The 21,978-nt window shown below is 64.1% G+C and carries 18 protein-coding genes and 2 pseudogenes; 11 read left to right on the forward strand and 9 right to left on the reverse strand.

Annotation, left to right across the window (positions count from 1 at the left end; translation table 11 throughout):
- The first annotated feature begins 78 nt into the window (after nt 1–78).
- A pseudogene (locus AU465_RS23940) lies at nt 79–1,251 on the forward strand (M24 family metallopeptidase).
- Nucleotides 1,252–1,573: 322 nt separating this feature from the next.
- Here AU465_RS23940 and AU465_RS23945 read toward each other — a convergent pair.
- From AU465_RS23945 to AU465_RS23980, 8 genes are all read right to left on the reverse strand, one after another.
- Nucleotides 1,574–2,329, reverse strand: coding sequence for an ABC transporter permease (locus tag AU465_RS23945; protein ID WP_192253833.1), 756 nt, complete (start codon nt 2,327–2,329; stop codon nt 1,574–1,576).
- Nucleotides 2,326–3,099, reverse strand: coding sequence for an ABC transporter ATP-binding protein (locus AU465_RS23950; RefSeq protein ID WP_192253835.1), 774 nt, complete (start codon nt 3,097–3,099; stop codon nt 2,326–2,328). The genes AU465_RS23945 and AU465_RS23950 overlap by 4 nt, the downstream gene beginning before the upstream one ends.
- Nucleotides 3,099–4,151 carry an ABC transporter substrate-binding protein gene (locus AU465_RS23955; RefSeq protein ID WP_192253837.1) on the reverse strand — a complete coding sequence of 351 codons (1,053 nt, stop codon included), beginning with the start codon at nt 4,149–4,151 and terminating at the stop codon, nt 3,099–3,101. Before AU465_RS23955 ends, AU465_RS23950 begins: the two co-directional genes overlap by 1 nt.
- 68 nt (nt 4,152–4,219) lie before the next feature.
- Nucleotides 4,220–4,654, reverse strand: coding sequence for a VOC family protein (locus AU465_RS23960; RefSeq protein WP_192253839.1), 435 nt, complete (start codon nt 4,652–4,654; stop codon nt 4,220–4,222).
- A 2-nt stretch (nt 4,655–4,656) separates the two neighbouring features.
- Nucleotides 4,657–5,391: a FadR/GntR family transcriptional regulator gene (locus AU465_RS23965; RefSeq protein ID WP_192253841.1), complete on the reverse strand. Its 735-nt coding sequence runs from the start codon at nt 5,389–5,391 to the stop codon at nt 4,657–4,659.
- Complete coding sequence (locus tag AU465_RS23970) at nt 5,388–6,824, reverse strand: FAD-binding oxidoreductase (protein WP_192253843.1); 1,437 nt, start codon at nt 6,822–6,824, stop codon at nt 5,388–5,390. The genes AU465_RS23965 and AU465_RS23970 overlap by 4 nt, the downstream gene beginning before the upstream one ends.
- A gap of 140 nt (nt 6,825–6,964) precedes the next feature.
- Entirely contained in the window at nt 6,965–8,245 is a 1,281-nt protein-coding gene (locus AU465_RS23975; RefSeq protein WP_192253845.1) for a M23 family metallopeptidase, read from the reverse strand.
- A 179-nt stretch (nt 8,246–8,424) separates the two neighbouring features.
- Complete coding sequence (locus AU465_RS23980; protein WP_192254036.1) at nt 8,425–8,892, reverse strand: peroxiredoxin; 468 nt, start codon at nt 8,890–8,892, stop codon at nt 8,425–8,427.
- A gap of 97 nt (nt 8,893–8,989) precedes the next feature.
- On the opposite strand from AU465_RS23980, the gene AU465_RS23985 reads away from it, so the two are divergent.
- The 8 genes and pseudogenes from AU465_RS23985 (at nt 8,990) to AU465_RS24020 (ending at nt 17,427) form a co-directional block, all read left to right on the forward strand.
- On the forward strand, nt 8,990–12,400 hold the full coding sequence (locus AU465_RS23985; RefSeq protein WP_192253847.1) for a YhdP family protein: 3,411 nt from the start codon (nt 8,990–8,992) through the stop codon (nt 12,398–12,400).
- 44 nt (nt 12,401–12,444) lie between these two features.
- Nucleotides 12,445–12,900 (forward strand): hypothetical protein, encoded by a 456-nt coding sequence (locus tag AU465_RS23990; protein ID WP_246506346.1) that lies wholly within the window; start codon nt 12,445–12,447, stop codon nt 12,898–12,900.
- Between the two features lie 138 nt (nt 12,901–13,038).
- Nucleotides 13,039–14,297: pseudogene (locus tag AU465_RS23995) on the forward strand (multicopper oxidase family protein).
- A 37-nt stretch (nt 14,298–14,334) separates the two neighbouring features.
- Complete coding sequence (locus AU465_RS24000; RefSeq protein ID WP_192253849.1) at nt 14,335–14,769, forward strand: DUF411 domain-containing protein; 435 nt, start codon at nt 14,335–14,337, stop codon at nt 14,767–14,769.
- A gap of 4 nt (nt 14,770–14,773) precedes the next feature.
- Nucleotides 14,774–15,319, forward strand: a complete 546-nt coding sequence (locus tag AU465_RS24005; protein WP_192253851.1) for a TlpA family protein disulfide reductase — start codon at nt 14,774–14,776, stop codon at nt 15,317–15,319.
- A gap of 3 nt (nt 15,320–15,322) precedes the next feature.
- Nucleotides 15,323–16,045: an SCO family protein gene (locus AU465_RS24010; RefSeq protein ID WP_246506348.1), complete on the forward strand. Its 723-nt coding sequence runs from the start codon at nt 15,323–15,325 to the stop codon at nt 16,043–16,045.
- Nucleotides 16,046–16,216: 171 nt separating this feature from the next.
- Nucleotides 16,217–16,873: a DsbA family protein gene (locus AU465_RS24015; RefSeq protein ID WP_246506350.1), complete on the forward strand. Its 657-nt coding sequence runs from the start codon at nt 16,217–16,219 to the stop codon at nt 16,871–16,873.
- Nucleotides 16,870–17,427: a hypothetical protein gene (locus AU465_RS24020; protein ID WP_192253861.1), complete on the forward strand. Its 558-nt coding sequence runs from the start codon at nt 16,870–16,872 to the stop codon at nt 17,425–17,427. The genes AU465_RS24015 and AU465_RS24020 overlap by 4 nt, the downstream gene beginning before the upstream one ends.
- Nucleotides 17,428–17,751: 324 nt before the next feature.
- Here AU465_RS24020 and tyrS read toward each other — a convergent pair whose 3' ends face one another.
- Nucleotides 17,752–19,005 carry a tyrosine--tRNA ligase gene (tyrS, locus tag AU465_RS24025; protein WP_192253863.1) on the reverse strand — a complete coding sequence of 418 codons (1,254 nt, stop codon included), beginning with the start codon at nt 19,003–19,005 and terminating at the stop codon, nt 17,752–17,754.
- A gap of 284 nt (nt 19,006–19,289) precedes the next feature.
- On the opposite strand from tyrS, the gene AU465_RS24030 reads away from it, so the two are divergent.
- Nucleotides 19,290–20,978, forward strand: a complete 1,689-nt coding sequence (locus tag AU465_RS24030) for an ArnT family glycosyltransferase (protein WP_192253865.1) — start codon at nt 19,290–19,292, stop codon at nt 20,976–20,978.
- Nucleotides 20,979–21,117: 139 nt separating this feature from the next.
- Entirely contained in the window at nt 21,118–21,969 is an 852-nt protein-coding gene (locus AU465_RS24035; protein WP_192253867.1) for a phosphatase PAP2 family protein, read from the forward strand.
- Nucleotides 21,970–21,978 lie beyond the last annotated feature (9 nt).

Genomic DNA, 21,978 nt, shown 5'->3' on the forward strand with positions numbered 1-21,978 from the left:
GCTGATTGCCTCCATGTTGAAGCCGCCTCAATGGTGAACGGCACCAGCAACCGTTGATCCAACAAGCATGGAGCAGAAATGATCGAACTGCCGTTTGCCCGCGCCGAATACCAGCAGCGGCTTCGCAAGATCCGCACCGAGATGGCCAAGCGTGGTCTCGAACTGCTGACCGTCAACGACGTTGCCAACCAACATTACATCACCGGCTATGATGGCTGGTCGTTCTACACGCCGCAGGTGGTGCTGGTTCCGATCGAGGAGGCCGAACCGGTCTGGATCGGCTGCGCCATGGATGCGGCAGGCGGTCTTCTGACGGCCTGGATGAAGCCCGAGAATGTGGTCGGTTTCCCGGAAGACCATGTTCAGCGGGCCGACCGCCACCCGATGGACTGGATCGCCAACTGGATCGTCGACAAGGGCTGGGGAAACAGGCACATCGGCATCGAACACGAAGCCTATTATTTCTCTCCAAAAGGGCATGCCCGGCTTGTCGCTGGGCTTCCCAACGCAAGATGGCATGATGCCGATCTCCTGGTGAACTGGATCCGCGCGGTCAAATCCGCGCCCGAGATCGCCTATCTGCGCAAGGCGTCGACTCTCGCCGAAGCTGCCGTCGCGCGGGCTTTTGAAGTCATCGCGCCGGGCGTTCGCGAATGCGATGCCATTGCCTCCATCCAGGCGGCGCAGATCGCCGGCAGCCCGGATTTCGCGGGCGTGCCCTTCCACCGACGATCCTCGGCGGCGAGAATGCTTCGGCTCCGCACATCATGTGGAGCGACAGGCGGTTTGGAGACAACGAGACGATTGCGCTGGAACTCGCCGGCGTCTGCCGCCGCTACGCGGCCGGGCTGGCACGAACGATGCAGCTGGGGAAGACACCGACCCGTGTCTCGGACACCGCCAAGGCAGTGATCGAGGGCATGGATGCGGTACTCGACGCGGTGAGGCCGGGAACATCGGCCGAAGCAGTCGAGGCTGCGTGGCGCAAGATTATCCAACGCTACGGACTGAAGAAGGAATCGCGCATCGGCTATTCCATCGGCGTCGCCTATCCGCCGGATTGGGGCGAACACACGATCAGCCTCAGGCCCGGCGACAAGACCGTGCTTACGCCCCGGCAACGTCGTTCATTCCATCCTCGGCATGTGGATGGATGGTTGGGGCATCGAAATCAGCGAGACCATCCTGGTGACCGAAACCAGCCACGAGACCTTGACCAAGTTCCCGCGAGAGATTCATGTCAAACCCTGAGGGCGAGGCGATGGCGGCCCTGCCGGGAGCGCCGTTGCGGCCAATATCGATCCCGGCATTCTGGACCAGATGATCGAGATCCGGCGCCATCTACTACAGTCAGAGACGCCCGTCGGTCTATTTTCGGCTTGGAATCCGCAACGAGGAGGTCGGATCGGTTTATCCGCTTCACCATCCCGGGTTTCGTGTCGATGAGGCGGCATTGAAGATAGGCGTCGCGACCCTGGCTTCGGCGGCGATCCGGTTTCTGGCCGTGCAATCGGACTGACCAAGGCGAACACCGGCTCGTGAGGGTTTTGCACGGACCGGGTGGCGCGCTTGTTCAGTATCTGATGGTCCGGCGCTCGATTAGCACGACGATGCAGAACAGCGCGATCGATAGCGACGACGAGAGCACGATCGCAGCGTAGAGGCGGTCGGACTGGTAGTTGAAGGTCGCCTGGATGATTAGCGCGCCGAGGCCTTTGTCCGAGCCGATCCATTCGCCGACGATCGCTCCGATCACGGCCGTCGCGGAGGCGATGCGGAGAGAGGAGAACAGCATAGGCAGGGCGCGTGGCAGGCGCAGGCTCCAGAAAATCTCCGAGCGCGTCGCCGACAGCACCCGGAAAAGCTCGTGCTCGTTGTCGCTTGCCGAGTCCAGGCCGCGGATCATGTTCACCAGCGTCGGGAAGAAGCAGATCACCGCGGCGATGACGATCTTCGGGGTCATGCCAAGGCCGAAGATCAGGATGATGATCGGCGAGAGCGCCAGGATCGGGATGGTGTTGAAGAACAGGACAATCGGGAAATAGGCTGCTTGCAGGATGCGGCTGTGCACGAAGAGCACGGCAAGCAGCACGGCGGCCAGATTGCCGGTGACGAAGCCGGCCAGCGCCTCGATCAGCGTTGGCCTCAGATTGTCGATGAGAAGCGGAAAATTCTTCTGGAAGACGCCGAAGATCGCGGTCGGCGTCGGCACGATATAGGCGGGGACGCCCAGCAGCGGCAGCACGTACTGCCAGGCAAGCAGGATCGAAGCGGCGCCCAGAACGGGCAGCGCAATGGTCATTTGCGGGGAAAGCGGCGCCGGTCTCACGATGCGCGCTCCAGCGCGGCGCGCAGTTCCGCCATGGCGGCGACGATCGCGGCATCCTCGCGCTTGCAGCGGTTGCCTTCCTGCTTGAAGGGCCGCATGTCGAGGTCCTTCATCACGCGGCCCGGATTGGCGGCAAGCACGATGACGCGCTCGCCAAGGTAGACGGCCTCGGCGATCGAATGGGTAACGAAAAGGATGGTCGTGCCAGTACGCCGCCAGAGAGCCAGCAATTCGTCGTTGAGCCGGTCGCGCGTGATCTCGTCCAGCGCGCCGAAGGGCTCGTCCATCAAAAGCAGTTTTGGTTCGCCAAGCAGTGCGCGGGCGATCGCAACACGCTGACGCTGGCCGCCGGAAAGCTGATGCGGCAGGCGTTCACTGAGACCGCCAAGTCCCATCAGTTCCATCAGTTCCGTGCTGCGGTCCTCTATTCTGCGCGTCAGGCTGCGCTGGCCGACACCGAGCGGCAGCCGCACATTGTCGCGCACCGTGCGCCAGGGGAGCAAAGTGGAATCCTGGAAGATGAAGCCAACGTCGCGGCGCGAGCGCACCGCGTGCGGCGTTCCGCCGAGCACGCTGATCGTGCCGCCGAGCGGATCGAGCAGATCCGCCACCACGCGGAGTAGGGTGGACTTGCCGCAGCCGGACGGGCCGAGGATCGACAGGAATGAGCCGGCCGCGACGGTGAGGTCGAGGCCGGCGAGCACTTTGACGGCCGTCTGCCGGCCGCCATAGCCGACATCGAGCTTGTTGGCTTCGATCGCGTTCGCCATCAGGCCGCAGGGGCGTCGAGCTTGGGCCGGTCGGTGGCCGAAAGTTCCAGGATCTTGGTGGTGTAGACATCCTTGGCGGCCGGGCGCCCGTTCGGATATTGGCCAACCTTGTCGAGCAATGCCAATTGCTCCTCGATCGAGGCTGGGTCGAACGTGCCCCAGCCATCCTTGGCGGTCGCACCGTCGAAGGAGAGCTTGAGCACCAGGTTGACGGTCTTTTCCTCCCAGCCGAGATCCATTTCCGGATAGGCGGCGACCATTTTCTTCACCGCTTCCTGCGGGTTGGCGTGAACCCAGCCCCAGCCCTTGCCGACGGCGCCGATGAATTTCGCCAGCGTCTCGGGACCCTTCTCTATCGCCGCATCAGTGGCGAAATAGACGTCGGCGTAGGAACTAAGCCCGAGGTCGCGCACCAGGAGGTCGATGCGGTCGTCGCCGACGACGCTCAATGCCTGGGTGTTGGTGATCCAGCCGCCGATGGCATCGACATCGCCGCGTACCAACGGGCCCTTGTCGAAGCCGACATTGACGATGGTGACCTCGGAGGGGTCGATCCCGTTCTTGGCCAGGATCTCGTCGATGACGAAGCGCGCCGTCGGCTGGATGCCGATCTTCTTGCCCTTGAGATCGGCCACGTTGCGGATCGGCTTCGCCGGTTTCGAGGTCAAGGCATAAGGGCCGGTACGGAAGCCGCAGGCGATGATCTTCACCGGCACGCCGCTGGCGCGTGCTGAGTAGAGCTGCGGCGTTTCGGAAAACTGGCCGAGTTGCGCAGCGCCGGAGATCACCGGCGGCACCGTCGAGGCGTTGGGGCCGCCGGGGCTGAATTCGACCTCCAGCCCGGCATCTTTGAAATAGCCGTTGGCGACGGCCGCGATGTCGCCGATCTGGCCGTTGGACATTAGCCAGTCATACTGGATAACCACCTTGCCGGCGGCTCTGGCGCCCGGCGTCAGCATCAGTTGCATGCCGGCCGAGGCGGCCGCGACAGCTGCGAAGCCGCTTTTCACGAAAGTGCGGCGGTTCAGTTCGTAGTCTCGGTTCCCACTCATTTTTCGCTCCTGTTGCAGACTTCTTGTCTCTTCTTTCCAAGCGCCGCTCCCCTCCGGCTCGGCGTCGTCTACGGCTGTTCGTGGTGGTAGTCGCCAGGGCCGCCGTCGAGCCAGGCGTAGAGCTCCCAGAGCGTGTCGTCCGGGTCGGTGAAATAAGCGCAGCGCGCGTTCCAGACGTAGTTTTCGGGCGGCCCGTAGAAGGGCACGCCCTTGGCGCTCAACTCGCCATGCAGGCGGTCGATATCGTCCGGCCTATCGAGCTGGACGGCGACGCAGATCTTGTGGGCGTGACGCGGCGATCTAAGGTTGGATACGCCGGTGTGACGGTTGATGTGGTCGAGTTCCCAGGCGGCGAGCGTCACGCCCTCGCCTTGGAAATCGGCAAAGCCTTCGGCGCGGCGGCGCAGGCGAAAGCCGAGTTTCCCGACATAGAAGTCGACTGTCCGCTCGATGTTTTCGACGAGCAGGCAGACGTCGGAGATGCGGGTGACGCTCGCCGGCATGGCTATTTCGCTCCGCTGATTTTACGGGTCGGCAGCTTCACGCCGACGCGGTTGGCGGCGCCGACGATGTGGGCGCGCATCGCCGCTTCCGCCGCCGCCGGATCGCCCGCCACCAGCGCCTCGTAAATGCGCACATGCTCACCGACATTGACCTCGACCAAGTCGTGCAGCGGGTTGGTGAGGCGGGCGTAGTGGATCGAGTGGCGTATCTGCTCGCAGACGAAGGAAATGAAGGTGTGGATGTAGCTGTTGCCGGTGGCGCGGGCGATCTCGCGGTGGAACAAGAGATCGGCGTCGATGCTGCCTTCTTCCCAACGCTCCTCGCCGCCCATGCGGTCGAGCGCCGCCTTGATCGAGTCGAGATGCTCCTGCTTGCGCCGCGCCGCGGCAAGCGCTGCGGATTCGGCTTCGAGGATGCAGCGCAGCTCGAACAGCCGCTCCATATTGTGCGTGTCCTTGAGTGCCTCACGGTCGATGCGGATGGCGGCCCTTTGCTCGGGCGCCAGCACGAAGGCGCCGATGCCTTGCCGGGCCTCGATGATGCCGTCGGCCCTGAGCTGGGCGATCGCTTCGCGCACCACATTGCGGCTGACTCCGAATTTCTCGGAAAGCTCCTGTTCGGTCGGCAGGCGCGTGCCCGGGTTCAATTCGCCGGATTCTATCTCGCGGCTGAGGAAGGCCGCGACCCGGTGCGGCAAAGTTTCGACGGTGCCGATGGCGGCCAGTCTTTGCTTCATGAAAAAGTCTCCGTCGAAGGCAGCAGGCAGCCGGGATTCACAAGCCCCTTGGGATCGAGCGCGGTCTTTAGTGCGGTGACCATGCGGCGATGCGTTGGCGAGAGCGCGTCCCAGAATTCGCGCCGGCGGCTGCGGCCGATGCCGTGCTCGGCGCTGATCGAGCCGCCGAGATCGACTGCAATGTCGTATAGTCCCGCCGTGACCGCTATGCCGCGCGCTCGAGCTTCGGTCGCACCGAGACTGAGCGGCGGCAGCACGTTGAAATGGATGTTGCCGTCGCCGGCATGGCCATAGGCGAGGGCAATCCAACCAGGATGTTCGATCGCCACAAAGCGGCGGGCGCGCTCGATCAGGGCAGGGATGTCCGAGATACGCACCGACAGATCGGTGCGGACATGATAGCCACGCTTCGCCTGGCCTTCGACCAGCTTTTCGCGGATCGCCCAGAAGCTCTTTGCCTGCGCGCCGCTGGTCGCGAGGACCGCGTTGGTTACCAGACCTTCTTCCATGGCATCTGCTAGGAAGCCGGCCAGTATGCCGTTTAGGTCGATTGTCGGCCCCGATGACAATTCGATCAGAGCCTGGGCAGGTGCCGTGACCGGCGCCGTCATTCCAGGCTCGATCAGCCGGGCAAGCTCGACGCATTCCGCGCCGATGATCTCGAAAGCGGAGATCAGATCGGAGCAGGCCCGGCGCGCCCGGTTGAAGAGCGTCATTGCCGCTTCGAAAGAGGAGAGACCGAGATAGGCTGTTTCGACCTGGGCCGGCTTCGGGAACAGCTTGACCTCGACACCGGTGATGATGCCGAGTGTGCCTTCCGAGCCGATGAAAAGCTGCTTCAGGTCATAGCCGCTATTGTTCTTGCGCAGGCCGGAGAAGCCGTTCCACAGCTCGCCATCGGCAAGAACGACTTCCAGGCCGAGAATCAGATCGCGCGCCATGCCGTAGCGCAGCACGTTGACGCCGCCGGCATTGGTCGCGGCATTGCCGCCGATCTGGCAGCTGCCTTGCGCGCCGAGCGCCAGCGGAAACAGGCAATCTTCGGCCTCGCTGGCGTCCTTCATCGTCTGGAGAACGCAGCCGGCATCGGCCTGAAGCGTGAAGTTGTCAGGATCGATCCGGCGGATGGCGTTCAGCCGCTCCAGGCTGACGACGACCAGGCCGGCGCAGTTGGTATCGATGGCTCCTGAAACCAGCCCGGTGTTGCCGCCCTGCGGAATGACGCCGAGCCCGAGCTCGCTGCAAAGCCGCATCAATGCTTGCACCTCGGCGGCCGAACCGGGGCGCAGCACCGCGAGGGCGCCGCCACGATAGTCGCCCGCCCAATCGCCGAGGTATTTCGCCATTCCGGCAGCGTCTGTGGTGAGACCGCTCCGTCCGACTGCGCCTTCGAAGGCGCTGAGAATGTCCGGCGAGAGGCTGTGAATGGTCATCGGCGGTTCAAATCGATGTCAGGCGATAGGGTGATACATATCATCCTACAACTTGGGCCGAGTCAATCCAGGGCAACTGCTGCCAGTCGAACTGTGGATGGATTTGAAGGAGATCTCCGGCGCGCGGCGAACGGCGCGCGCTAAAGGTACTGCGCGACCTTCTTGCCGACGGCAAGAAACCGCAACGGGTCGACCGCTTCGCCGTTGTGGCGCACTTCGTAGTGGAGGTGCGGGCCAGTCGAGCGGCCGCTGCTGCCGGTCTTGCCGATCACGTCGCCGGCGGCGAGCTTCTGGCCGACGGTGACGTCGATTTCGCTGAGATGTCCGTAGCGCGTGGCGAAACCATTGCCGTGGTCGACCTCGACCATGCGACCGTAGCCGCCGTTCCAGCCCGCCTTGGTGACGACGCCGGCGGCCGTGACCTTGGCCGGCATGCCGATCGGAGCCCTGAAATCCATTCCCGTATGCAACGCCGCCGTTCCGAGGATCGGATCGGTGCGCACGCCGAACGGGCTGGTCACCGTATGGCCGGGGGCAGGATTCGTGAGCGGCAGCTTGCGCGCCTCTTTCTTGACTTGATCTAGCGCATCAAGAGCTTCGTCCAGCTCCTTGACCTTGCTGTCGAAGATCATCGAGGAGTCGAGCGGGACGAGCGGTCCGCCGACATCGTTCTTGTCGAGCTCGGCGTCGACCGGCAAGCCTGCAGCCTCCAATGCCTGCGAGATCGCATCGGCATTCCTATAGGCATTGTCAGCGAGCGTGGTGATGCGGGTAAGCTGCTGGTTCTCGATGGCCTTGAGCGATGCGTTGATCGACACGAAAAGCTTGTCGGCGCGATCCGCGGCCGTTTCGTTGTCGAGTGGATCGGACCGTGTCGACCATAGCGAGAAGGGCCTGGTGTCGCCGGCGCTCAGGCTAGCGACGGAGTAGGTCGGAGCCTGCGAAAGGCTGCCGGTTGCGTCGGCATGCTCGTCGGGTTTCGTCGCGGTATCGGCCGCGGCCGGCACATCGCCGACCTCGTTTTCGGCGCGTTCGAGGATCGGTCCGAGCCGCCCATGACGCTGGCTGAGCTGGGTCTGCCTGGCCAGCAGCTCGCTGACCTTGGTCTCCATGAGCTGCTGGTCGAGAAGCTGGCGGCTGGTGATGCGGTCGACCTGGGCGCGAAGCGCGGAGATACGATCCTCATAGGCCTGCTGCATGCGCGCCTGCCTGGCGGTCGTGGCGCCGATCAGGTCGTCGCGCAGCACCAGGTAGGAGGTGGCGAGCAGATAGCCGATGGCGATCGCCGCGAGCGCCGATCCAATGAACGCGGCAAGCCAGGGACGGATGGTGAAATGCCTGATCTCGCTGCCCCGGGCGATGATGACCGTATGGGGCTCCTTGCGCCTGCCGAATACCGCTGACTGACCGTTTGGATTCACGGGACCGAGCTTTCGTTACGACTCCAACGACAGCCGCGATTACACATTATTAGGGTTAACAAAGCTTTGCTGGCCGCAATGTCGGCGTAACCAATTCCCGCAATGCGGGTGGCGGGTTGCGGCAGGGAGAGGCCGGCAAAAACCGTTCGGTGATGCCGCGAAAGCTTGGCTTTCCCGCTTTAGAGCGCGCGCACCGCCGCCAGCACTTCTTCGGCATGGCCCTTGACGCGCACCTGGCGCCAGATGCGGGCGATGCGGCCGTCCTTGCCGATCAGGAACGTGGCGCGCTCGACGCCCATGTATTTGCGGCCATACATCGTCTTCTCGACCCACAGATGATAGGCCTCGATCACCTTGCGCTCCTCGTCGGCGACAAGATCGACGGTGAGATCGTATTTCGCCTTGAATTTGTCGTGTTTCTTCACGCTATCGGGGGACAGCCCGATGACCACGGCGCCGGCCTTCTCGAATTCCGGCTTGAGCTGCGAGAAGCCGATCGCCTCATTGGTGCAACTTGTGGTGTCGTCCTGCGGATAGAAGTAGAGTACGACAGGCTTTCCCTGGAATGAGGCAAGGCTGAGGGAGCCGCCGCCGTCGCGCGGAAGATCGAATTGCGGCGCAACGTCGCCCACGTCGAGATCAGCCATATCGATGCCCTTGTCCGAGGTTACGCGCGCATCGAGCATCGATATAACGTGAGGCGGGGATTCGTCCACGACGAGTTCGTTTACAACGGAATATTGCTTGGACCAGGAGCAACCGCAGCACGAGAAGATCAGGTTCAGGCGTGACGAGATCACCGACCTGGGAGCGTTTCCGTCCGCATGCAGCGTGCCGCCGCTCGGCCGTGCTTCGGTGCGCCGCCGCTTTCGCGTCATCGGCCGGGTGTTCGCCGGACTCTGCGCGCTGGTGCTTCTGGCCGCAGGCGGCATCTATGTGCTCGGCTCGTCGGGCATCGGCACGGAGCGGCTTCGCGCCGAAGCCGAGACGGCCATCGAGAAGCTCGCCGGCGTCGATGTCAACGTCGCGGTCGGACCGGCGCGGCTGACGCTCGACGGTTCGAGCTTCGTCGCGCTGCAGGTGAGCGATGTCAGCCTGAAGACGGCCGACGGCAAGCCGATGGCGGAAGTCGGGCGCGTCCGCTTCGGGATGCGCCTGCTGCCGCTGCTGTCCGGCGAGGTCCGGCTGACCAGCGCCAGGTTCTCCGATGCCCACATCATGGTCGCCGCGATGCCGTCCGGCGGCGGCGACTGGACGGCGGCGCTGCGCAACGAGGACGGTCTCGTCGATCCGGAGAAAGTGTCGGCGGCGGTGTTTTCCGGCGTCAACGAAGCCTTAGACGCGGTCCGCGAGGATTCGATGCGGCAGGTCGATCTGCGCAACGTCGAGTTCGAATTGCCGGCGGGCGGATCGGTCAAGCGTGTGACCGTCACCGAGGCCACGGTTGCGCAGACCGGCACGGGCAGCATGGAACTCTCGTCCGATGCCAACGTCGACGGCCGGCATGTCAGCCTGACCGCCTCCACGGCACGCGATCCGGGCGTGAGGCGGATCGCATCGCTGGACGCCAACCTCGAGGTGGCGGAAGCCGGTGGAACCCCGGTTCAGGGAAGCTCCAGCGGCGGAAACTCCGCTGCCCAGGGCGGCAAGCTCGGTTCGATTGCGCTGAAGCTTTCGGGCGCCGAAGCGTCCGGCGAAACGCCGTCGCGGCTGACCGCCTCGCTGTCGCTCGGCGGCTCGGTGCTCGATCTCGGCTCGCGCGGGCTGCTGCCGGCCGACGTCGATGCCAATGCCACGCTTGTTGCCGGGTCGAACAAGATCTCGATCGACAGGCTGCTGATCAAGACCGGTCGCTCGACTTTCGATTTTTCCGGCTCGATCGGGCCGAAGCCGGCGGTCGCGGGCGAAGAGCCGTCCTATCGCTACGACCTGGTCAGCGACGGCTCGACGCTCGCGCCGTCGGAATCGCCGGAGCCGGCGCTTCAGTTCCTCGCCCGCATCGCCGGCGTCTATCAGACCAAGAGCCGCAAGCTCGTCGCCGAGCAGATCGGCGTCCGCTCCGGCGGTTCGAGCGAGGTATTGGGCACGGCCTCGCTCGCCTTTATCGACAACGGGCCGCCGGGTGTGTCGCTTTCGCTTAACGTCCACGACATGCCGGTCTCGCATGTGAAGCAGTTGTGGCCATGGTTCTCGGCCCGCAACGCGCGGCTTTGGGTGCTGGACAATCTGTTCGGCGGCCGTGTGGTCGACGCCAACCTGCAGTTCCAGGTCGTACCGGGGCGGCTCGGCAACGGCGTACCGCTTTCCGGCGACGAGGTGTTCGGCCGCTTCCAGGTCGAGGGCTCGCGCTTCGACACGGCAGGCCGCATTCCGCCGATCCGCGACGCGGTCGGTGTGGTCGCCTTCCATGGCAACGACGTCGACATCAGACTGTCTTCGGGCAGCGTCTATATGCCGAGCGGCCGCACTGTGGCGGCAAGCGGCGGCACGCTGACGGTTAAGGAAGCAAACCATTCGCCGGTTATCGGCGCGCTCGACATCGATGTTGCGGGCGAGGCGTCGGCGATTGCGGAGCTCGCCTCGTACGAGCCGATCAATGCCATGCGCCATGTCGGCCTGGTGCCGGAAGACCTGACGGGCACCGTTACCGGTCATGTCCGGGCGGACATCCCGCTGACCTCCGGCGTCGACACCTCGAAGCTCAATTGGCTGGTGGCGCTGGACTACCAGGATCTTTCTTTAGCCAAGCCGTTCGAGGACCAGACGGTGACCGAGGCCGACGGGTCGATCACCGTCAGCCCCGACCGCGCGGTGATATCGGCCAAGGCGAAGCTGAACGGCATTCCGGCCGAGCTCGATCTGGTCGAGCCGCTCGAGGACAGCGGGCCGCCGCGCAGCCGTAAGGTGGCGCTCGTGCTCGACGACAAGACGCGCGACGCGACGATGCCGGGCCTCTCGCCGCTGCTTTCCGGGACCATCAAGGTGTCGATCGACAAGAGCGGCGAGGGCAGCCAGAACGTCTCGGCCGACCTGACCAACGCCCGGCTCGACATTCCTTGGGTCGGGTGGAGCAAGGGGGCGGGCATTCCCGCCAAGGCCACCTTCACCATGGCCAAGTCGGGCAGCACCACCACGCTGTCGGATTTCAACCTCGAAGGGAAGAGCTTTTCCGTCGACGGCGACGTAACGTTGGTCAACGGGGCGCTGTCGCAGGCGCGTTTCAGCAAGGTCGCGCTGAACAGGGGCGACGACGTCGCCGTCGCGGTCAAGCGGTCGGGCAAGGGCTACGCGGTCGATGTCAGCGGCGAGTCGCTCGACGCCCGCTCGCTGATCAAGCAGTTCACCTCCGACGTCGACACGGCCACAAAAGGCGCCGGCGCCGGCGCGATCTCGGTCAGCGCCGACGTGAAGTCCTTGGCAGGCTTCCACGACGAGGTCTTGTCGAACCTGAAGCTGGATTACAGCGCAGCTGGTTCCCGGGTGAATGGCCTCGATGTCAGCGCGACGGCGAGTTCGGGCGCCGCGATCACGATCAGGAACACAACCGGCGACAGCGGCCGGTCGCTCAGGATGAAATCGGACGATGCCGGAGCAATCCTGCGCTTCCTTAACATCTATGAGCATATGGAGGGCGGGGCGATCACGCTGTCGCTCGCGGGCGCCGCCGACGGGCCGATGAAGGGCCAGGTCGACGCCAGCAATTTCTACGTTGTGAACGAGCCGAAGCTCGCTTCGATCGTGTCAACCAGGCCGGCCGGCGACACGCGCAGCCTCAACCAGGCGGTGAAGGCCGACATCGACACCTCAAGGGTGCAGTTCGAGCGCGGCTTTGCCGAGATCGACAAGGGATCCGGCTATCTCAGACTGGCAAACGGCCTGCTGCGCGGTCCGCGCATCGGCACCACTTTCCAGGGCACGCTTTACGACGAGAACAACAATATGGACATGACCGGCACCTTCATGCCGGTCTATGGGCTGAACCGCATTTTTGGCGAATTGCCGCTGTTCGGCCCGCTGCTCGGCAACGGCCGCGACCGCGGCCTGATCGGCGTCACCTACCGGCTGCGCGGCAACGCCAACAAGCCGACCCTCAACATCAATCCGCTTTCCGTGGTGGCACCCGGGATATTCCGGTCGATCTTCGAGTACAGGTGAGGGCTGGCGACGCATCGTTCGGGCAGGGGGCTTGGCCTGTCTTGATGTCGCAGTGGCGGGCGATCACCGGCTTGGGACTTGCAAAAGCCACGCTTTGCGATCAGCCTAACAGAATGATGGCTCGGCTTTCGCCAAAACATCTTTTGGTCATGCTGCTCGCGGTCTTCCTGACCGCGGGGTTCAGCCTGTCCGCTGCCCAGGCCAGTGTCATGCCGGTCCGCATGGCGGGCGCGATGACGATGCCAGCCGATATGGGCATGGGCAAAATGGCCGAGACGCCCATGAAGGGCGATTGCAACGCCTGCCTCAAGGACACGGGCACTAAGGGCAGCCCGATGCAGTGTCCGGCGGTCTGCATCGCGCCAGCGCTCGCCGTGCTGCCGCAGGATTTCGGGGTAGTCCCGGTTCCCTCGGTGCAGCAGCCATCGGCCTTGCCCGCTGCGTTCCCGCACGGGCGAAGTTCCGTGCCTGATCCATACCCTCCAAGACCCAGCGCTTGACGCCGTTTCAGCCGCAACACGGCTGATCCCCGGCGCCTGATCGCCTACGTCGCGCATCGTTGCGCCGCGGGCGCGCACAGCAATCCAGTTCGTTGTCGAGCCGTTCGCCATCGATCGAGATCGCAAAGGGTTTGAAGGGTGAAATACGATTATCATTGCACCGTGTCGCGTCGCGGGTTTCTCGCGGCAGCCGCAGGTGCCGCCATATCTGCTTCGCTGCGTCCAACTCGCGCCTCCGCTCTCGAAGAGCGCCAAATCAAGGCCGCGCCCGGCGAAGCCCGCTTCAGTGGCTCGGACGGTCCGTCCACTGCTGCCTGGACTTACAACGGAGCCATATCCGGTCCAGCGTTGCGGCTCAGACAAGGCCGGCCGGTCCGCATCACCGTCGAAAACGGGCTGGATGAGGACACCACCGTCCACTGGCATGGCATCCGCTTGCCGAACGCCATGGACGGCGTGCCGGGGCTCACGCAGCCGCCCATCAAGCCGGGCGAAAGCTTCCTCTACGAGTTCACGCCGCCGGATGCCGGCACGTTCTGGTATCACCCGCACGCCGACAGCCTCGTGCAGCTCGGTCGCGGGCTCGCCGGCCCGCTGATCGTCGAGGAGGCCGAGCCCGCGGCCTTCGACCGCGACCTTCTCTGGCTGCTGCAGGACTGGCGGCTTACCAAGGACGGCCAGATCGCCGGCGGTTTCGGCAACATGATGGATGCGTCGATGTCGGGTCGCGTCGGCAATCTGGTCACCATCAACGGCACTGTGCCGGCCGACCTCGGCGTGAGGGCCGGCGAGCGCCTCAGGCTGCGGCTCGCCAATGCCTCGCTTGCCCGCATGATGGCGCTGCGCTTCGAAGGCCATCGGCCGATGGTCCTGGCGATCGACGGCCAGCCCTGCAATCCTCATGAACCGGATGACGGTCGACTGGTGCTGGCGCCGGCCATGCGCATCGACGTCGTGCTCGACATGCAGGGCGACCCGGGCAGCCGGCATGCCGTGATCGACGACTTTTACGACGGGCTCGCTTACACGCTGACCAACCTTGCCTATGACAAGGCGCCTCCGCTCAGGGCGCATCCCATCGACGCCCCTGTCGGCCTGCCGCGCAATCCGCTGCCGGCGCCGGACCTGGCGAACGCCGTGCGCCAGGAAATCGTGCTGCAGGGCGGCATGATGGGCGGCGGCAAGTTCGCCGGCGTCGGCGGCATGATGGGTATGGGCATGCCCGGCATGAATGGCTCCGCCGCCTGGGCGATCAATGGCAGGACACGGTGCTGCTGGCGCCCAAGGACGTGATCGAATGCGCCTTCGTCGCCGACAATCCCGGCAACTGGATGCTGCATTGTCATGTCGCCGACCACCAGATGTCCGGCCTGATGACCGTGTTCCGGGTGACCTGATTTTCAATCCAACCCATCAACCAAGGAGAACTGCAAAATGAAGCTGACCTACGCGCTGACCGCCCTCGGCCTCGCGATCGCAACGCCGCTGCCGGCACTCGCCGCGACGATCGCCGCGGTGATGTACAAGAACCCGCAATGCAGCTGCTGCGAGGCATACGCCGCCTATCTCGAGCAGAACGGCTTCAAGGTCGACATCAAGCCGGTCAACAATCTCTTCAGCAGCGATGCCGGCGTGCCAGCAGACCTTGAAGGCTGCCACACGATGATGGTGGACGGTTATGTCGTCGACGGCCTGATGCCGGTCGAGATCGTCAAGAAGCTTCTCACCGAACGGCCGGCCATCACAGGCATTACACTCGCCGGCATGCCTGCCGGCGCACCCGGCATGGGTGGCCAGAAAGACGGAACCTGGACGGTCTATGCCTTCACCAGGGACGGCAAGGCGCCGACTGTCTATGCGACGGAATGAGCGCATGATCGCAAGCAAGCTGGCCGTGGCCCTTTCGGCAATGCTGCTCACGGCCTCGCTGCCCGCAGCGGCGGCGGAGGCGCCGCAGAACTTCGCCGTTCTCGATACGCCCGCCGCGTTGCCGGAGATCAGCTTCGCGGATGCGGCCGGCCAGCCGAAAACGCTCGCCGACTATTCCGGCAAGGTGGTGCTGCTCAACATCTGGGCGACGTGGTGCGGGCCCTGCCGCAAGGAAATGCCGACGCTCGACCGGCTGCAGGCCAAGCTGGGCGGGCTGGACTTCGAGGTCGTCGCGCTGTCGATGGACCGGAAGGGTCCGGACGTCGTGAAGAAATTCTTCGCCGAGACAGGTGTCATGCACCTTGCGCTCAACATCGACACCTCCGCCCAAGCGATGTTCACGCTTGGCGCCGTCGGCCTGCCGATGACGCTGCTGATCGACGGGCAAGAGAAGGAAATCGGCCGGCTGATCGGCCCGGCCGAGTGGGACGCTCCCGACATGGTCGACTTCATCCGCGCCCGCATCGCCGACGATCAGAAGGAGAAATGAGCGATGCCTGTTCGGACACGCCACGAGCCGAGTTGGATGCGCCTGCTGCTCGGCCTGATCGCGCTTACGGCGCTGGCCGTTGGCTTCGTCCATGGCGCCCGGGCGCATTCGCTGGATGACATCGACGCCATGCTGCAGAGCGACGAGAAGTATTTCCAGCCAATCGACAAACCGGTGCCGGACTTCACGCTACGCGCCGCCGACGGGCGTATCGTGCGGCCGGCCGATCTCATCGGCAAGGTCGTCGTGCCCCATTTCATCTACACCTCGTGCCCGGACGTTTGCCCGCTGCATGCAGAGAAGGTCGCCGAGGTCCAGAAGATGGTGAACTCGACGCCGATGAAGGACCGGGTCGTCTTCATCAGCATAACCACCGACCCGCGGAAGGACACGCCCGATGCGCTCAAGGCCTACGGGCCGACACATGGGCTCGACCCGGTCAACTGGCTGTTCCTGACCACGGCCCCGGACCAGCCCGAAGATGCGACCCGCAAGCTGGCGGAAGCCTTCGGGCACAAGTTCACCCTCACCGATGACGGTTATCAGATGCACGGCATCGTCACCCATGTGATCGACAGGGAGGGCCGCTGGCGGGCGAATTTCCACGGGCTGAACTTCCAGCCCATCAACCTCGTCACCTTCGTCAACGCGCTCACCAACAATGTCGAGCGCCCGCACCACGAGCAGGACGAAGGTTGGCTGGCGAAACTGAAGAACCTGCTGTGAGGCAGGACCACCGCTCTCGAAAAGAAAGGGAAGCACATGTTCACCAGGGCGCATAAGAGCCGAACTTTCGGAAGCATCTTTCGCAGCATCCTGCTCGCTGCACTGGCGGGATGGTTCCTGCTCCATCCAGGCTTTCTGGGCGTGCGGGGACCGGCGCTCGCGGCCGGTGAAATGTCCCAAGATCAGCTCGACCAGCGGATCCATGACTATATCCTGGCGCATCCGGAGGTTCTCGTGCAGGCGCTGCAGAGTCTGGATCAGCGCCAGCGCGAGGCGGAGCTGGCCGAGGCCAGAAAGGTGCTCAAGGCGCGCGCGGACGACATCTTCCATGACAAGCGGAGCCCCGTCGGCGGCAATGCGCAAGGCAATGTCACCCTGGTCGAATTCTTCGACTATAATTGCCCCTATTGCCGCATGATGGCGCCGATCATGGACCAGGCCGTGGCCGACGATCCACAGCTCAGAATCGTCTACAAGGAATTCCCTATCCTCGGCCCGGATTCCGTGTTCGCGGCCAAGGCCGCGCTTGCCGCCGACAAGCAAGGCAAATACGCGGCGTTTCACAAGGCGCTCTACGCAGCAAAGACAAGGGTGACCGAGGCGGTCGTGCTCAAGATCGCCGCCGAGGCCGGGCTGGACGTCGAGCGCATGAAGGCCGACATGCGGCAGCCCGACATCCAGGCATCGATCGACCGCAATACGGAACTGGCGCAAGCGCTCAGGATCACGGGGACGCCCGGCTTCGTCGCCGGCGACCAGATTTATCCTGGCGCGACCGACCTTGCGACACTGAAAACATTCGTCAACCAAGCGAGGGCCGGCAAATGACCAGCACCCCAAACCGGCGCACGATTGTTCTCGGCGTGTTTGGCGTCGCCACGGCCGCAAGCCTTTTCGAGCGGCCTGAATCGGCAATCGCCGCCGAAGATCCGGAGCTGGCAAGGCGTTTCAAGGATCTCAGCGAGAACGGCAACAGCACCTGTTCGGCCAAGTTCACGGAAACGATCGCGACCATGCCGGCGATGGCGCGCATCAAGGGCTCGTGCTGCAGCCCGATGGAGCTGAAGCGCTATGGCGAGCAGGTGAGGGGGCTTACCAAATACCGCGCCATCCCGATGATCCCCGGCGATCCCTACGATATAGCGGCTGCGACAGCGCAACAGATGATGCCATATTACGATCTGAAGCTCACCGGCGACGAGCAGAAGGCCTATGACTATGCGATGGCCAATTCCGAGGAGAAGGGTCCCTGCTGCTGCCCATGCTGGCGCTGGAAGGTATATGGCGGGCTGGCGAAATACCTGATCCACGAACACGGTTTTGACGGCAAACAGATCGTCGATGTGTGGGATCTTTCAGACGGCTGCGGGGGCGGGATGTAAGGCTTGCCGGGAAGTGACATTTCCGCCCGCTGATCGCTGCCCGTCAACTCGAAACCTCGTCCGCCTTGACGGGCTTGCGCGGCGACCTAGTTCACCCCGCAATCGCCGATACGCACCGGCGAGGCCGGCTCTCGCCACCCATGGAGGATGATCGCCATGATGGATGGTTCGGCTTGGATGATGGGCGGCATGGCGCTCATCTGGGTCTTGGTCTTCATCACGCTTTTGCTCAGCATAGCGGCGCTGGTCAAATACCTGCGAAGCTGACCGGCCCCGCGCATTCCGGCAAGGGTCGCGGCCGACAAGAGGTGTGGTCGCGAATGGTCAGACCGCCCGCACCAGCACGTGTTTCTTCCTGCCGAGCGAGAGCTTTACGACACCCTCGGCGCCCAGATCCTCAAGCGTCACCACGCGGCGGTCGTCCGCGACCGGCTGGTCGTTGAGGCGCACGGCGCCGCCCTGGATGTGCCGCCGCGCCTCGCTGTTGGAGCCCGCAAGCCCTGCGGTCACGAACAGCGACAGCATGCCGATGCCGGCCTGGAGATCAGCCCTGGCCACCTCGACGCTCGGCAGCGTGTCGGCGAGCGCGCCTTCCTCGAAGGTCTTGCGCGCGGTTTCGCTCGCCGTCTCGGCGGCCTCTCGGCCGTGCAGCATGGCGGTGATCTCGGTAGCGAGGATCTTCTTCGCCTCGTTGATCTCCGAGCCGCCGAGCTTTTCGAGCCGCGCGACCTCGTCGAGCGGCAGCGTCGTGTAAAGCTTCAGGAAGCGGCCGACGTCGGCGTCCTCGGTGTTGCGCCAGTACTGCCAGAACTCGTAAGGCGACAGCATATCCGCATCGAGCCAGACCGCGCCCGAGGCCGACTTTCCCATCTTGGCGCCGGACGAGGTGGTGAGCAGCGGCGTCGTCATCGCGTAGAGCTGCGCATTCTCCATGCGGTGGCCGAGGTCGATGCCGTTGACGATGTTGCCCCACTGGTCGGAACCGCCCATCTGCAGCCGGCAGCCGAAGCGCTTGTAGAGCTCGACGAAGTCGTAGGCCTGCAGGATCATGTAGTTGAATTCGAGGAACGACAGCGATTGCTCGCGGTCGAGCCTGAGCTTCACGGAATCGAAGGCGAGCATGCGGTTGACCGAAAAATGCCGGCCGACATCGCGCAGGAAGTTGACGTAGTTGATCTCCATCAGCCAGTCGGCATTGTTGACCATGATGGCGTCGCCGGCGCCGCTGCCGAATTTGAGGTAGGGCGCGAAATTGCGGCGGATGCCGGCGAGATTGTTCTCGATGTCCTCAGGCGTCAGCAGCTTGCGCGCCTCGTCCTTGAAGGAGGGGTCGCCGATCATCGAGGTGCCGCCGCCCATCAACGCGATCGGCCGGTGGCCGGTCTGCTGCAGCCAGTGGAGCATCATGATCTGGATCAGCGATCCCGCATGCAGGCTCTTCGCCGTTGCGTCGAAGCCGATATAGGCACTCACCGTTTCCTTGGCGAAAAGCTGGTCGAGGCCGGTTTCATCCGAAATCTGGTGGATGAAGCCGCGCTCGCTCATGACGCGCAGGAAATCGGACTTGAAGGCGGACATCTTTTCTTCCCGGAGTTCGCCCGGCATCCGGCCGAGCGTGACGTGAAGGGGCGCGTTTAGCATCAGCGGGCGATCAGCAAAAGTGGTTTCCGGTTTTGCGTCGATCGCCGCCACTCAAATGCGCGATCAGCAAAAGTGTTTCCGGTTTTGCGTCGATCGCCCGCAATGCCGCGCGTCCTTGCTTCGCCCGTTTTGCTGGCGTAATGAGGCGCCCGCGCAAGGGCAGCGCGCCCCGAGCGCCGCGACGGGGCCATCCAGCAGATCAGATCGGACAAGCTCCCGCGATGAACCGGAACTACCTTTTCCTCTTTCTGTTCAGCGTTGTGATGACCGTCAGCGGGCTGGCAAGCCTGCCGCCGGTCGACCGCGACGAATCCCGTTTCGTCCAGTCGACCAAGCAGATGGTCGAGACCGGCGATTATATCGACATCCGTCTGCAGGATGTGACGCGCTACAAGAAGCCGATCGGCATCTACTGGCTGCAATCGGCGGCGGTCGCGCTGAGCGGCGAGGGGGCCGAAGCGCCGATCTGGGTTTATCGCCTGGTTTCCATGCTCGGCATTGCGCTCGCCGTCGTTGGCATCGGCTGGACGGGCACAAAGCTCTTCGGCGCCAATGCCGGCCTTGCCGCCGGCCTGATGATGGCGGCGATCTTCGCCACCGCCTTCGAGGGCCGCGACGCCAAGACCGATGCCATGCTTCTCGCCTGTTGCGTGGCCGCTCAGGGTGCGCTGGCGCAGGTCTATCTGGCCGCCCGCCGCAAAGAGCCGGTCGCAGGCCATCTGCCCTGGATCTTCTGGATCGGGCAGGGGCTGGGCATCCTGATCAAGGGACCGGTCGCCCCGCTCTTGTCGCTGCTTACGGCCGCGGCTCTGTTTGCCTTCGATCGCGACTGGCGCTGGCTTTTGAAGCTGAAGCTGGTGCGCGGTGTCGCGATCGTGCTCGTCATCGTCCTGCCCTGGATCGTCCTCATCAGCTGGAAGAGCGGCGGCGCCTTCTTCCATGAGGCGGTCGGCAAGGACATGCTGAACAAGGTGGCGCAAGGCGAGGAATCGCACGGCCTGCCGCCCGGCTTCTACATGCTGCAAGGCGAGGAATCGCACGGCCTGCCGCCCGGCTTCTACATGCTCACCTATTCGCTGTTCATGTGGCCGTTCGGCCTGATCGCGGTTGGCGCCGGGTTGCAGGCCATCAACCGCTTCCGGGACGACCCGCGCCTGCGCTTCTGTCTCGCCTGGTACATCCCGTTCTGGCTGGTGTTCGAGGCGATCCCGACCAAGCTGCCGCATTACGTGATGCCCGCCTATCCCGGCATGGCGTTGCTGGTCGGCTGGCTGCTCACCTTGCCGGCCGACCAGGCCAACGCGCCGCTGAAGCGCTGGCAGAGCTGGCTTTGGTGGGCGACTGCCTTCGGCGTGGTCGTGGTGTCGATCGGGCTGGCCGCAGTCTGCATCGGGACGCCGATCTATTTCGCCAAGGCCTTTTCCTGGTGGAGCATCCCGGCGGCAATAGCGGCGCTCGTGACCGGCTATCTTGCTTTCCCGCGCCAATTGCAGGTCCCGCTCGGACGCATCGCGGCGATCGCGGTTGGCGCGGGCATAACGTTCAGCCTGCTGTTCGGCGTGATTGCGCCGTCCTTGAAGCCGATCTGGCTAAGCCCCGCCATCAAGACAGCGGTCGATGTCAACCGCCCTTGCGACACAACTGTGCTTGCCTCATCGCCCTATCATGAACCGAGCCTGGTGTTCCTGGTCGGCACCAATACGGTGCTGACCGATATCGACGGCGTTGCAAAACACCTGCTTGCCGATCCAGCCTGCGCGCTGGGACTTGCTCCGGTCAAGGAAGAGCAGAAGCTCGACGAACTGCTTGCCGGGCAGGGCAAGTCGGCGAAGCGGCTTACCGAAATCGACGGGCTCAACTATTCGTCAGGAGACAAGCTGGCGCTCGGCCTTTATCGGGTAACCCCGTGAGGAATAACGTCGGGCTTCGATGCCCCTGGAGCGGTTCAACCTTTCTCAGAATCGTTGACCCGCTCTAAGTATTTGTTTGACGCAATTCCGGACGGAAAACCGCTACGCACCTTTCCTGGAATTGCTGTAAGGCTCAGCCATGTCCGCCGTCGCCCTTTACCGCCGCTCGCTCGGCAACTTCCTCGACACGATTGCTATCGTGAGGCGGCGGTTTGCCGTGCGGCCGGCGCGCTATCCCGAGATCGCGTGGCCGGTCTGGGCGCTCGCTTGGGCGCTGCTGGCGGCTGCCGCTTTCCTCAGCCTCGATAGCGCCGCCGGCAGGATGCGCGGGGCCTGGACGCCCGGCTTCGTCCATTTCACCGACTTCTTCACGGATTTCGGCCTGGGCGGCTGGTATCTCATCCCCGCGGCTCTCTGCCTCGTCGCTGCCAATTTGACGGACTGGCGCGGCCTTTCACGGCAGGCGCGGATAATGGTCTACAACTGGACGTGCTTCGCCTTCCTGGTGCTTTGCGCGGTCGGCCTTTCCGGGCTGGCGGTCAATTTGCTGAAATATGGCATCGGCCGGGCGCGGCCGCTCTATTTCGACAGTTTCGGGGTGCTGTCGCTGCATCCCTTCGCCATGGATGCGCGCTTCGCCGGCTTTCCGTCGGGCCATGCCACGACGATGGGCGCCGTATTCGGCATCCTGCTGCTGCTGTTCCCAAAACGCTGGCACATCGCGCTGGCGGTCACCGCCTGCATTGCCTCGACGCGCGTCTTCGTCGGCGCGCATTATCCGAGCGACACGGTGGCCGGCTTCGGGCTTGGCCTCGCCTTTGCGATTGTCACGGGACTGGTCTTCGCGCGGCTCGGCTTCATCTTCTGCCGGCCGTCGTCGACCAGACCCGTGCCCAAGCGCACGTTCCGGCTGCTGTCGTCCAGCAGGTCGAAAGATAAAGCATCGCTGGCGAGGCGGAGCCGCGAGCAACTATCGGCTGACCGCCTTTAGGTTGCTCTC

This window comes from Mesorhizobium silamurunense, assembly GCF_014843905.1.
Taxonomy (GTDB): domain Bacteria; phylum Pseudomonadota; class Alphaproteobacteria; order Rhizobiales; family Rhizobiaceae; genus Mesorhizobium; species Mesorhizobium silamurunense.

What these genes read in the sequence shown, in the direction of transcription:
- AU465_RS24000 (WP_192253849.1), top strand. Translation starts at nt 14,335, where the DNA reads ATGAAGCTGACCTACGCGCTGACCGCCCTCGGCCTCGCGATCGCAACG.
- AU465_RS23950 (WP_192253835.1), bottom strand. Translation starts at nt 3,099, where the DNA reads ATGGCGAACGCGATCGAAGCCAACAAGCTCGATGTCGGCTATGGCGGC.
- AU465_RS23965 (WP_192253841.1), bottom strand. Translation starts at nt 5,391, where the DNA reads ATGAAGCAAAGACTGGCCGCCATCGGCACCGTCGAAACTTTGCCGCAC.
- AU465_RS24015 (WP_246506350.1), top strand. Translation starts at nt 16,217, where the DNA reads ATGTCCCAAGATCAGCTCGACCAGCGGATCCATGACTATATCCTGGCG.
- tyrS (WP_192253863.1), bottom strand. Translation starts at nt 19,005, where the DNA reads ATGTCCGCCTTCAAGTCCGATTTCCTGCGCGTCATGAGCGAGCGCGGC.
- AU465_RS23960 (WP_192253839.1), bottom strand. Translation starts at nt 4,654, where the DNA reads ATGCCGGCGAGCGTCACCCGCATCTCCGACGTCTGCCTGCTCGTCGAA.
- AU465_RS24035 (WP_192253867.1), top strand. Translation starts at nt 21,118, where the DNA reads ATGTCCGCCGTCGCCCTTTACCGCCGCTCGCTCGGCAACTTCCTCGAC.
- AU465_RS24005 (WP_192253851.1), top strand. Translation starts at nt 14,774, where the DNA reads ATGATCGCAAGCAAGCTGGCCGTGGCCCTTTCGGCAATGCTGCTCACG.
- AU465_RS23980 (WP_192254036.1), bottom strand. Translation starts at nt 8,892, where the DNA reads ATGGCTGATCTCGACGTGGGCGACGTTGCGCCGCAATTCGATCTTCCG.
- AU465_RS23990 (WP_246506346.1), top strand. Translation starts at nt 12,445, where the DNA reads ATGTCGCAGTGGCGGGCGATCACCGGCTTGGGACTTGCAAAAGCCACG.
- AU465_RS23970 (WP_192253843.1), bottom strand. Translation starts at nt 6,824, where the DNA reads ATGACCATTCACAGCCTCTCGCCGGACATTCTCAGCGCCTTCGAAGGC.
- AU465_RS23955 (WP_192253837.1), bottom strand. Translation starts at nt 4,151, where the DNA reads ATGAGTGGGAACCGAGACTACGAACTGAACCGCCGCACTTTCGTGAAA.
- AU465_RS24010 (WP_246506348.1), top strand. Translation starts at nt 15,323, where the DNA reads ATGCCTGTTCGGACACGCCACGAGCCGAGTTGGATGCGCCTGCTGCTC.
- AU465_RS24030 (WP_192253865.1), top strand. Translation starts at nt 19,290, where the DNA reads ATGAACCGGAACTACCTTTTCCTCTTTCTGTTCAGCGTTGTGATGACC.
- AU465_RS24020 (WP_192253861.1), top strand. Translation starts at nt 16,870, where the DNA reads ATGACCAGCACCCCAAACCGGCGCACGATTGTTCTCGGCGTGTTTGGC.